Origin of the sequence: Tepidanaerobacter sp. EBM-38, from assembly GCA_001896545.1 — a bacterium.
Taxonomy (GTDB): Bacteria; Bacillota; Thermosediminibacteria; order Thermosediminibacterales; family Tepidanaerobacteraceae; genus Tepidanaerobacter.
Window position 1 is genome coordinate 1 of record MPOT01000040.1, and the last position, 11,455, is coordinate 11,455.

9 protein-coding genes and 1 pseudogene are annotated in these 11,455 nt (G+C 31.7%); 1 reads left to right on the forward strand and 9 read right to left on the reverse strand.

Annotation, left to right across the window (positions count from 1 at the left end):
• Positions 1 to 153 precede the first annotated feature (153 nt).
• The 7 genes and pseudogenes from BUC45_RS04465 to BUC45_RS04495 all read right to left on the reverse strand — a co-directional run.
• Complete coding sequence (locus tag BUC45_RS04465) at positions 154 to 1,275, reverse strand: SAVED domain-containing protein (RefSeq protein WP_296970674.1); 1,122 nt, start codon at positions 1,273 to 1,275, stop codon at positions 154 to 156.
• Positions 1,276 to 1,289: 14 nt separating this feature from the next.
• Positions 1,290 to 1,946 (reverse strand): SEC-C domain-containing protein, encoded by a 657-nt coding sequence (locus BUC45_RS04470; protein WP_013777979.1) that lies wholly within the window; start codon positions 1,944 to 1,946, stop codon positions 1,290 to 1,292.
• Positions 1,947 to 1,949: 3 nt separating this feature from the next.
• On the reverse strand, positions 1,950 to 3,197 hold the full coding sequence (locus BUC45_RS04475; protein ID WP_013777978.1) for a nucleotidyltransferase: 1,248 nt from the start codon (positions 3,195 to 3,197) through the stop codon (positions 1,950 to 1,952).
• Between the two features lie 766 nt (positions 3,198 to 3,963).
• Positions 3,964 to 6,228: a DUF262 domain-containing protein gene (locus tag BUC45_RS04480; RefSeq protein ID WP_015051356.1), complete on the reverse strand. Its 2,265-nt coding sequence runs from the start codon at positions 6,226 to 6,228 to the stop codon at positions 3,964 to 3,966.
• Positions 6,215 to 7,900 carry a DUF262 domain-containing protein gene (locus BUC45_RS04485; protein WP_296970675.1) on the reverse strand — a complete coding sequence of 562 codons (1,686 nt, stop codon included), beginning with the start codon at positions 7,898 to 7,900 and terminating at the stop codon, positions 6,215 to 6,217. The genes BUC45_RS04480 and BUC45_RS04485 overlap by 14 nt, the downstream gene beginning before the upstream one ends.
• A 33-nt stretch (positions 7,901 to 7,933) precedes the next feature.
• Positions 7,934 to 8,338: a hypothetical protein gene (locus BUC45_RS04490; RefSeq protein ID WP_296970676.1), complete on the reverse strand. Its 405-nt coding sequence runs from the start codon at positions 8,336 to 8,338 to the stop codon at positions 7,934 to 7,936.
• 38 nt (positions 8,339 to 8,376) lie between these two features.
• Positions 8,377 to 8,733: pseudogene (locus BUC45_RS04495) on the reverse strand (HNH endonuclease); the annotation flags it as partial.
• Positions 8,734 to 8,842: 109 nt separating this feature from the next.
• On the opposite strand from BUC45_RS04495, the gene BUC45_RS04500 reads away from it, so the two are divergent.
• On the forward strand, positions 8,843 to 10,225 hold the full coding sequence (locus BUC45_RS04500) for an ISLre2 family transposase (protein WP_296970677.1): 1,383 nt from the start codon (positions 8,843 to 8,845) through the stop codon (positions 10,223 to 10,225).
• Positions 10,226 to 10,288: 63 nt separating this feature from the next.
• Here BUC45_RS04500 and BUC45_RS04505 read toward each other — a convergent pair whose 3' ends face one another.
• Positions 10,289 to 10,777: a restriction endonuclease gene (locus tag BUC45_RS04505; RefSeq protein ID WP_296970678.1), complete on the reverse strand. Its 489-nt coding sequence runs from the start codon at positions 10,775 to 10,777 to the stop codon at positions 10,289 to 10,291.
• Positions 10,770 to 11,165 (reverse strand): (deoxy)nucleoside triphosphate pyrophosphohydrolase, encoded by a 396-nt coding sequence (locus BUC45_RS04510; protein WP_237661349.1) that lies wholly within the window; start codon positions 11,163 to 11,165, stop codon positions 10,770 to 10,772. Before BUC45_RS04510 ends, BUC45_RS04505 begins: the two co-directional genes overlap by 8 nt.
• Positions 11,166 to 11,455 lie beyond the last annotated feature (290 nt).

Genomic DNA, 11,455 nt, shown 5'->3' on the forward strand with positions numbered 1-11,455 from the left:
ATAATGTATAATCCTTGCTTTCTATGTATACATCTATCTTGCCGTAAAGTCCTAGGTCAAAATCTGCATCGACTTACCTCTTATTCATACGCTCATATGGCCTTTTATCTTTTTTGCTCCGTCATGCTTTTATGTACATAGCTCCTAGTAGAATTATGTAAAAGCGTGAATAAATCTATTATGCTTATTATTCTGGTCATATAAAACTAGTGGTAAATCTGCCTTTGGCATCCACACTCTTCCAATTTCAATGGCTATAGAAGCTGGACATGCTGGAAATATATGAATCCTATTATTTTGTCCATGAACGGTCTTAATTCTATTATAAGCTTCTCGCATATTTTTTCTAAAAAGGCTTAACTGTTTTCGGCTTTTAATCAAATCATTATTAGGATTTTTTACCGTTATTGTCCATATAGATGTTTCATTCCCTAGAACGCTTATAATTCTATCATTATCAATTATTCCACTTAATGATAAGTTTAAAGCTACTGTATCATAAAGTTTTTCAGGCTCTTTTACAATATAATCAAATGGCTCTGTATCCTCTAACCACTTCCATGTATTCGGTTCTCTATGTTTTTGATATATTACTGCTGGTTGAATATCGGAAATTAGCCTACCTAGTTCTATTAACAATGGTTGAGGAGCCAATGCAAATACTGACAAATGCTTTATTTCACCATCTTCTATCCTGCTTTTTACCTTTGTTTGATATTTTTTATTAAGTTGATTCCTTTCATGATCCCAGAACTTATCTTCATAATCTTTATATGCACTATTTATACAACTCAGTTCAATCGGGTTTTTGTCTGCTGGAAAAAATTCTGGAAGAATAGCATCAATAGCCCCTTCAGGGTTAATCCTTAGAACATTATTACCAATATTGGCTGTATAAAATATAATGTGGGATAAATCTTTATCTTTAAGAGAAGTTAGGTATCCGATTCTCTCTTCATGAACTTTTTTCATGTGTCTAAGAACTTCAACAGAATATCTTCCTACATTTTCTTTATCATCAATCATTCTATGGTGTGTATCGCACAAAAGCATAAGATTATCTAAATCTTTACATTTTTTACTTGATAATACTTCATCACCTCGTGGGCCATTAGGTGCATCTGCAATTATATGTGCAACATAAGCAGAATTACAACCTCTTTTTGTAAGTATATCATACCAAAGTGGCTTATTACATCCATCAAATTCACATCTTCCACCTGCTATAACCCATAAAGTTTGAATTACTTTTTGTGGAATCTTAGCTTTTGACATACAATACCCCCAGCTTAAAATCTATTTGTTTTACTTCTCAAAATAACATCCAAATCAAATCGAAACATATATGCAATATCTAGTTGCATTAATTCTCTAATAGTTTTACCATGGCAATTTCTTAACTTTTTTTCACTATTACAAGGGCATAAGTGATGCCCTCTATAATTACTATTTGAAAGTATTTTGAGAAATTTTAAAATACTATTTATATCAGTAACACCAAATAATTCTTTATAAAAGTCTATTATTCCTGCATTTCCGTGAGGATGTTCTCCATAAGGAAGACGTCCAAATTTTTCTTTATAACTAAACCCATATAAATACTCAACTACAAACTTCTCAACGTAAAAAAGTAATGTAGGGTTCTGCATAAAAATAATCTTCATCTTAGTTGGAACTTCTAAACAAAGATAATCATTTGCTAACCTATGAAAATTCAAAGGTATCCTTCCACCAATCTCTTTTGTCATTGGCAAATTGCTTGGATAAGTAGAAGGGATCTCAATTTTTATAGTATAAGTATCTGCAATTACAACTCCATTATATAAAGCCTTAAAATTTAATTCTCCTTTAACTATTCCTATATCATCTTCCCAGTAAAGAATGAAACTAGGATATTTCTTTATTAACTCCTTAAATTGATTTTCTATAACTTCTTTTATATTCATTTTTTACCCCCAAGGCTTACCTGGACTAGTTATATTTACAGTAGAAAGTGATGAACTTTGCATGCAATCATTATGATGTTGTAAAAGCAAAGATTGATATTTCGCATTAGCTTTTTCAACTACATTATTACCTAAAACATTCTTAAGTGAATTAATATCAAAGCCAGGTTTATCCATATTTTGAATTAAATCTAAATACACCCAATTAACCCATTGGAAAAATGCTTTTGCTTTTCTGTTATCATTTTCATGCCATCTGTCAGCAAAATTTTCAGCTGGATTTACTGGATTAGAAATGTACCATTTACCTGTATATATATCTCTTTTAATTACAGCATACTGTTGTTGTGATATCTCAATATTGCTTAGAAGTATTGCATATTGAGCTAATTTTAAGGCAATGAATTTTAATAATACAAATATATCAGTAGTTAGGCAATTTTCATTTTTAGCAATTTGAGAAACTAATGTTGTTATTATCATTGAAATAGGTTTATCATCTTCAAGCTTATGTCCATTAAATCTTAGGTCTCTATGTCTTTTGAGTATTTGAATCACTCTTTGCAAAGGTGTTCTAATCAATTGTGGTGGTACATCATCAATTGATGCAAAGATGTCTCTGTTGTTTTCATATATCTGTTTTCTTGTACTCTTTTCAACTAAGTCATAAAAAGATTTATTTATTTCATCAAACCAAAGCCCATATCCATTAGGATTACTAGATTCCCAATTATATAGATTATCAATCTTATTTTTATTTGTTATAGCTATTGCTGATTCCGCATATCTTGGAGCTAGATTATATTCCTTTATTAAACTCTCAATGATTTCAATGCTCTCTCTTATTGAAGGCAAAATGTCAAGATGAAAACCAATACCATCTTTTTCTGCATATATGAGAGTCCAACACCTACGCCCTTCTTCATCAAGAATTTTTTTATACCTTTTATTTTTCCTTAACAGATTTCCTACAGTATTTTTTATTGTCGATGGGCTTGTATTATTTTTATCTACTAGTATCTGACATACCAAATCAATATCGTAGTCACTTTCAATACCGTTCCTTATTGGCCTTGTGACAGTACCTAATCTAAACGAACCTTGAGGATAGAAATGAGCTTTGAGATCATTTTCCTCCAAATATTCAGCAACTGCTGTATATCTCTCAACAGCTAATTTATACATTGTTGGTGAAATATCAAGTTGTTTCCCTATTTCCTCAAAAATTAACCCTTTATTTATAGATTCCATTTTACACCTCTAAATATCAAATTTTGTTATATTTTGGAATATGTACTATCTATTACCATTCTAATATATGAAATTAATAATGTCAAGCAAAACCACAATATGTTGCGTTTTATTTTTGTTTATACTGCTACATCTAGTATGCAGTGCATTTGTTAAGAATTTTTATATTAGTAAATTTTATTAATATCGGTAAGAACTGATCATTTCAAGAAATATTAAACTAGAAATAAAAATATCAGTATGCAAATCCAAATCAAAAAAACATATAGATATACTAACTTATATGGTTTTTATTTACATATTCTTTAATCTTATCTTTTATGACCTTAGAAATATTTTTCTTCGAATGAGTTTTTTTATATAATACCCTTATGAATATATTATCCCAAGTAAAACTAATACGCATGAAAAAAGAAGAACCAATCCCAAAAGGTCAGTTCTCCTTATCTGAGTTTCGACAAAATTCGGGTGGTGCCAGGCACCTTCCTTCACTAACTCGTGACATCAACACTACCGTCTCCACATGGAACGAGCCGCTTGGATTGATGTCTTGGGCTAATTTTTTGAACCTTGCGTTCGTGGGAATATATCAATGGGTTTTTGGGCATTTTCCCCGAAAACGAACGTTCAAGGGAACAAATCAACTTTTTCAAATAAGCATCTGCTTATTTCCTGTTCTTTTACGATTTATTGATTTGCCCTTAATTTTTTCTTGAAGTTTCATCATCTTTATAGTGTGTAATACCAGTCAAGTGAAATAAAGACTCTAGGCCAAAGCCTTTATGAATTCAACAGCTATTTCAATCCTATCTTTGTCATCAGTTTCCTTTAGCCAGTACTCATTTTTAGAATTAGCGATAGCAATTAAATTATTAAACTCTTGTTTTCCATTCCTCGAAACATAATCTTCAGGAAATTTTACTTTCCAGCCGTCTTTGAGGCTTTCCAGAGTTATATTATTTCTTAATTTCAGCGGACTAAGATCACTGTATATACCATAGCACTCATTAACATTACAAATGGTTTTATCTGCAATTTTCAAAGCGACCGTCCTGACATATGGATTGATGTGGTAAGCCAGTAGCGAGTTTCCATTAAGTTTTCTCAACTCATATTCATTTAGCCATGCATAAAGATTTTTTTTATTATCAACAAACCCTCCATATTTTATAAAGTAATATCTCCAATCCCTTTTTGCTTGTTTTAAATAATCAATAATTATATTTTTCAATTTCTCTTCTGAAGTGGAACCCTTTATTGTAATATATTTACATATAAATTCCTTTAGTATTTCTTTGATTTTCTGTGATTCGTTTGTGGTCCTTGTAAGAATAATATTCCATTCTCCATCTCCTCCAAAGTACTTTCTTGCACCAAGTTGACTGTAACCTATAATAACAGAATAATCTCCTATCGAAAGTAAAGCTTTTATAACGGTTGAACTATTGTTTGACCATATATCAGTTATAATTGAATCCAAATCTATAGCGGGGTTTCCTACAACTATTTCCAAAACATTATCAATACATCCTTTAAATAATGGATTGTCTTCTAGTTTATGAATTTTTTCTTTTAAATTTATATTATTAACAATCAGTGTAGCCTTTTTTATTTCCGAATCTACGGAATCTTTACTAAATCCAGGCATACTGAATCCCTTTTGAGTTAATATTTGATAAACATTTTGATTTTGTATAAGCAAGTCAGTCACATCTTTTAACTGTCTCTTCATAAAGTCAAAACGCAAATTGCTTGTATATCTGGTATTAACCGCTTGACGTACTCTCATCAGCAGATTTCGAATAACTCTTAAAAATTCCACTAAATCAACACTATAACTGTACTGATTTAAAAAAATACAACGTTTTAGTAGTGAATAAAGCAATATTTTTTCTGCTATTCCAAAAGAATCACCCTTTAAACACCTTTTCCAAAGATTACTTTTACCATCAAAAATGACCAGCTTACCTTTTTCATATTTTTCTGAAAAAATGTTGTCAATAAATTTATCCGGATCCATTTGAATTTTTATCCAAAAATCAAGAGAATCTATTAAGAATTCAATGTTCTCCTTCCTGCTATATACAGATTTTATCAATTCATAATTGATTTTAGGTACATTATTTTCATTATATAAAAATGGATTTGTTGTAGGTAATACATTCTGGTTTTCAACATAAAGCATTTCTGTAATAAAATATATATATCGCATAAAAGGATTATCGATAGTATTGGCTTCTTTATACTTCCAGAAAACATCTGTCCAGGCGTTATCTATCTTTAAAGAAAAATCCAGAAGCTTTTCTGGCAACACATCATCAATTATCTGAGTAAATTTTGCTTTAAAGTTTTCAAAATCCGTTAAAGGTTTTCCTCTAGCATTCATTTTTATGTACAAGTTATCAGTTAAGCCAAAGTTTTTAAGTTCCAAAAATCTAAATGTTATTGGAGGATCTGAATTAATATCACGTATTAGTTTTTCAAAGCAATCTTGAGTATCCCTAAAAGTCAGATGAATATCATCAAGCATTGTTAGCATTGATTTTATAGTTGGATCTTTTATCCATGACATATAAAACCAGTGAGCATCTTTAATTAAATCAGATATTTTATCATTTTCTTTGCCAAGATCATATTTAACACCTTTTTCTACTAGCGAATAGCAGAAGTCCCGAGAGCTTATTCTGGTCTCATAAGTAAATTTTGAAAGTATACCTTTTATCTTGCTAGTTTTATTTTCCTTTGTGGCAAGATACCAATGTAATAAAAAGAGAGTGGTCAATCTCTGCTGTCCATCTAATGGCAGTAATACCTTATCCCCTTCTCGTTCTTCTATAGAACCGTATACAAAATCAAAATCTAATGTATTGCTCTCATTAACTATTGCATTATAAAGGCTTTCAAGAAATTCCTTCCTTATTTCTGGTATTTTATCAACATTTCTTCCTTGGGCATAATCTCTCTGTATAATTGGTATTTCAATTCTATACTCATTTATTAGCTTCCAAAATGTATACTTAGTTGTTTGCATCACTATTCACCTCCGCTTGATTAGGCAAATATTTCTGTAAAGCATGTATTATCTCATCATAGTAATCCTTCCTGTCTTCAGGACCCCAAAAATGCAAATGTGATGCATTCTTACTATAATACTTCAAAAATACATTTCTAGTACAAATAGGGATAAAATAGCCTTCCTTATCCATTTTTATAATAATATCACGCTTTACATCAAAGAATGAATTGCCAAGTCTGCTATTTAAGTCCTTATCCAGTAGAGTTAGGTTATTTATTAAATGCATATCATCACTAAATTGGTCTTTAAAACAGTTCTGAACTTCTTCGAATAATTTATTAAATAATTCAGCACTTATATTATCCTCATTTATAGACTTCATTCTTTCAATGACTTCTTTGTATTTGTTTGCATTAATTCTTTCTAAACTTTTTATATGATCCTCAATCCACGCCATCCACTGTTTTACTGTACTCAAACCGTCAGTATTCTGGGCGTGAATGTGTTCAATGCTCCATTTTCCTCTTTTATAAGAATTAAAAGAAAAACGATAATTGTGTGTTTTCATTCTAAGTATTGTTTCTATATTAAATAGTAGAAGTACTTTTTTAATTTCATTCGAGTTCTTTTCATAATCCAGTTCTGATATCTTATAATTAACGTGTTGCCTGATTTTGTTATCAATATATTTTCTAAACTCAGTTTTGCTTTTTCCTTCAGCTGCATCTTTGAGTTGCTCAATTCTCTCTCCGCAAGTTACAAGATAACCTATTAAATGGAATAATTCCCTGTCATTAAACCAATCTTCAAATGTTAAAAAGTAAGCCTTAACTTCATCCCAAATCTCTTGAACACTGCGTTGCCTTAATCTTTCATTAAAATACCTAAAAGTATAAAAGTCATCCCCTCTTGAACTTTTCTTAGCCATTGCATTAAAAATATATTCGATTCTTGTTGGCATATCATTAAATTCTTTATTAATAAAGCTCCAAAACTCGTCATTTTGAAGAGTATATTCAATTCTGTCCCACTCACTAGCTATTTCTAATTGTTTTAACCTAAAAGTGTCATTATCGTTATTATTCTTGTTTGATTTTTGTAAAAATAATGCTTTTATAAGTTCCGCATTTGTAAGTGGTATTTTCCCGATGTTAAGCCTAGTAAAAATATTTATGGGATTAGAACCATCATTAACTTCATACCAGATTATTTTGGTAAGCTTACCTAATGCAATGCTAAATTCATCTCTAACAGTGTATTCTGATTCAACATTTTCTTTATACTCAAACCATTCTTTGATAGTTTTATATGCCTGTCCTATAAAAAAGTAATCAATATTTGATGTATTTGATACATCGATATTCTGTAGAAATTCTTTGCTTTTTTCTCTTGTCTCAAATTCTATGTCATATCTTTTTCTACCTAAAAAATACAAAATTATGTAGATTGTAGTTAATCGTTGCTGTCCGTCAATTACCTCCCACTTGTCGCCATTTTTCTTTACTACTATAGGTTGCAAGCAATAAAACTCATCTTTTTTTCTTTCTTGTTGGGAGAATTCCCAAATATCATCGAGCAGTTCTGTTACTTGGCGTTTTTCCCACCTATATCCCCTTTGGTATGAAGGGATAAGGAATTTTTCTTTTATTATTTCATTAATTGACAACAACTTAATTTCGTTTTCCATAAAAATATCCCCCTACTCTTTTTTCTTTCAAAATTATGATTGCTTCAGCCTGATAATATTACCCGGAAGAGCTTCAAACATATCCGGGTAATGCCCGCACCTTGCCCTTATCTGTGTATATTCTGCCTTACTGCCATCTTTTTTTAAATACAGCCTGCGCCTATATATCTCATCGGCAAGTTCAGCTGCATGCATCGTCTTGTTTTCTGCCTCAGATAAAACAATTCTCATGGCTTCATGAAGTGTATAGTTCGGCATCTCTTGCATGCCAATTCCTGCATCAGCTAAATTATTTTCATCGTATTTTAAGACTATATAAACCGGCTTATTATCTTTAAGCAGAACAACTTTTCCGTTTTTATCAACAACAGAGAATACATGATCTATATTGGTTTTCAATGAATCAAAGGGAATTAAACTATCTATTTTAATATCCACGATTAACCACCTCATAACATGCTCTGTATACCTATGCTTTATTTGGATAACCTGATTTTTGCTTGAATTTTTAATTTTTCTTTGTCAGAAGGTAAGTTTAAAACATGCATTTTCCTATGACAATTTGGACATAGTGCAACAGTGTTTTCAATAGTATCGCTTCCTCCCTCTGAAAGCCACTCTATATGATGGCACTCCAAATAAGGAATACCTTCTTTATTATTGAAGGGAGCCTTTTGCCCACATAGTTGACATACACCATTGGCTCTTCGTTTAGCATATTCTGCTACAAATGCATCTCTAATAAAAACATTGCTTGTAACTTTACGACTACTTACTTTATCACTTTCATTTTGCTCTGCACGTTCTTTTAACTCATTCAGTGTTAATTTTTCATAGTGTAAAATAATTGTAGGACATTTTCAGGATAAAAAATAACAAGAGATCCTCACTTTTTGATACAATGTAATCACCATAAAAAACCATTGAAAAGGAGGATCTCTTGTGAATACTATTGTAATACAAAACTGCAAAAATTTCATCAATAAAATCTTAAGTTTTATGAACAAATCTAAGATAAAAAAACTAGAAGAACTAGAAACCGGGCTAGAGACCATCACCAATGACTTCATACTAAACATGATGAAAATCTACCTGGAAAACCTTGATAAAGAAATAAAAGCAGATAAAAAATGGCGAAAAGAAAATGGCATTGTTGTAGAGCGAAATAACGACAAGCGAGAAATTGTAACAAAGTCAGGCTTGCTTACATACTACAGGACCTACTATTGCGATAAGAAAAAAGGCACATATATATACTTAGTGGATGAAGCTTTAGGAATAAAACCCTATGATAGAGTATCAACTGCAGTAGCAGCAGATATGGTAGAATACTCTAGTGATAACTCCTATGCAAAAAGCAGTAAGTATGCAGCATGCGGCATTGTAAGCAGGCAAACCGTAATGAACAAAACAAGAAAAGTAAATGAAGAAAAACTAAAGATAGAAACTAAAGGTCCAAAGCGAAAAGTACAAGTTCTCCACATAGATGCCGATGAAGACCATGTAGCCCTACAAGATGGCAAAAACGCCATAGTTCCCCTGATTACCATATACGAAGGCACAAAAAGAATAGCAAAACGCGGAGAATGCATAAACCCCCACCATATACACGGATTTGGCCAGGACCTTGAAGAAACATGGCTAAAAGTTGCCAACTACATTTACGATAGATATGACATAGACTATCTAAAACGCATCTATATTCACGGAGACGGAGCCTTATGGATAAAGACCGGCCAAGAATGGTTACCCAAATCCAAAATGGTCCTAGACAAATATCATCTAAACAAAGCACTACTTGAAGCTACAGCAGGGCAATGGCAATACAGAAAAGCGATATACAGCAGTATTTACGAAGGTGACTTGCCAAGATTTTGCAAACTGGTGGATGAACTTAAGCATAACGTCCAAAGTCCTAAAAAACGAAAGAGAATAAATCAATTTAAAAACTACATAAAAAACAACTGGGAAGCTATCACTATATACAAACAAGATGGAGTAGATGGTAGCTGCACAGAGGGTCATATTAGCCATGTATTATCCAGCCGATTTAGTTCTCGACCTATGGGCTGGAGCAAGAAAGGGCTAAAAGCCATAGCCGACATAAGGATTTATTGTCAAAATGGTGGAAAGATAACTCCCAATCATTTTACAAAAGCAAAACAACAATACAACATAAAGCTAGAGACAATTAAGAAGGCTAAGGAAGTATTTAGCAAAACCACGTATGAGAAGCTAAATAACATACCTGTTTTTAATATGGGTAAAAAGACTCCAATATCAACTATATTAAAAGGCATACAACGGAGCGGGTATGCTATATAGCTGGTTTTGTATCAAAAGGATAGGGGATACCTTTAACTTTAATTATCCTACAACAACTTGACACTATCTTAATTTTTCAGCTACCTTTTCTTTTTCCTTAATGTATTTAATAAAGGATTCTTCGGGAATAGCCTGTGAACCGGTTTGTAACTTCAAAGGGAACATCCATACTTTTCTTGGAACCCCATCTTCACCTTTTTGTATTTCCTGATAAGGCTTACCTGCCAAAGATACAAGGCCACGATATATGTATTCTGTAGGTACCAGTACTTCGAACAGATGAACTTCTACACCATTTCTATCAGATTCTGCTAGTGTTTTATTTTGCATAAAATTCAAATCTTGGTCCCCATTTTTACCCATACCCGTATAATGCAAAACATCTCCAAACCATTTATCTTCATACAGGCCTTTTGTATGATCAGATATTATAACTAGGGAATTGGTTGCTTTTGACCGGCGCATTCCCCCCATATTTCCGCACTTAAATTCAGCTATAATATCTGAATGGGTTACAACTTGTCCAATTTTAAATTTGCAAAAACTACTCATAATAATCCTCCATTACCTTTTTTGCAATCAGTATATCTGCTGGCAATAGTTCAAATTTTAGTAAATCAATTATTCTAACCCATTTATACTTATCATGAACAGATATCTGAATTGTCCCGTCAGTTATTGTACAATAATAGGCAATTAGATAAATGTTTATATTACCGTAATCGTGAGTTACCTCAGTACAAAATTTATCAATCGAAACATTGATATTAAGTTCCTCTTTAAGTTCTCTAGTAAGGCAATCTTCGGGGGTTTCGTCAGCTTCAATTTTCCCACCTGGAAATTCCCATCCTCCAGCGAAATTTTCTTTTGGTGCACGTCTAGTAATTAGAACCTTATCATTATCTGTAATAACTCCTGCTGCGACTCTAATTCTTTTCATAACTTACACCTCTTCTATCTCTTCAAAGTTGCTATTTTTACTCTCCAATTTAATATAAAACCTTGCCAAACATGTTAGGTAGCACTCACTCCTTGAACTTATCTGGATATATGCCATATATATATGCCATAATTAACCACCTTGCTACAATTATATAATACAAAAATTTATTTGTCTATATATTTGTATAAAGAGCTTTTTGCTTTGTGACCTTTTTTATTCTCAACCATAATTTTACAGCTATATTTTCTCCATTTAATACGCTCAAAAAAGGTTTTTATTAGGTCAAA

What these genes read in the sequence shown, in the direction of transcription:
- BUC45_RS04510 (WP_237661349.1), bottom strand. Translation starts at nt 11,165, where the DNA reads ATGAAAAGAATTAGAGTCGCAGCAGGAGTTATTACAGATAATGATAAG.
- BUC45_RS04475 (WP_013777978.1), bottom strand. Translation starts at nt 3,197, where the DNA reads ATGGAATCTATAAATAAAGGGTTAATTTTTGAGGAAATAGGGAAACAA.
- BUC45_RS04480 (WP_015051356.1), bottom strand. Translation starts at nt 6,228, where the DNA reads ATGCAAACAACTAAGTATACATTTTGGAAGCTAATAAATGAGTATAGA.
- BUC45_RS04485 (WP_296970675.1), bottom strand. Translation starts at nt 7,900, where the DNA reads ATGGAAAACGAAATTAAGTTGTTGTCAATTAATGAAATAATAAAAGAA.
- BUC45_RS04465 (WP_296970674.1), bottom strand. Translation starts at nt 1,275, where the DNA reads ATGTCAAAAGCTAAGATTCCACAAAAAGTAATTCAAACTTTATGGGTT.
- BUC45_RS04505 (WP_296970678.1), bottom strand. Translation starts at nt 10,777, where the DNA reads ATGAGTAGTTTTTGCAAATTTAAAATTGGACAAGTTGTAACCCATTCA.
- BUC45_RS04470 (WP_013777979.1), bottom strand. Translation starts at nt 1,946, where the DNA reads ATGAATATAAAAGAAGTTATAGAAAATCAATTTAAGGAGTTAATAAAG.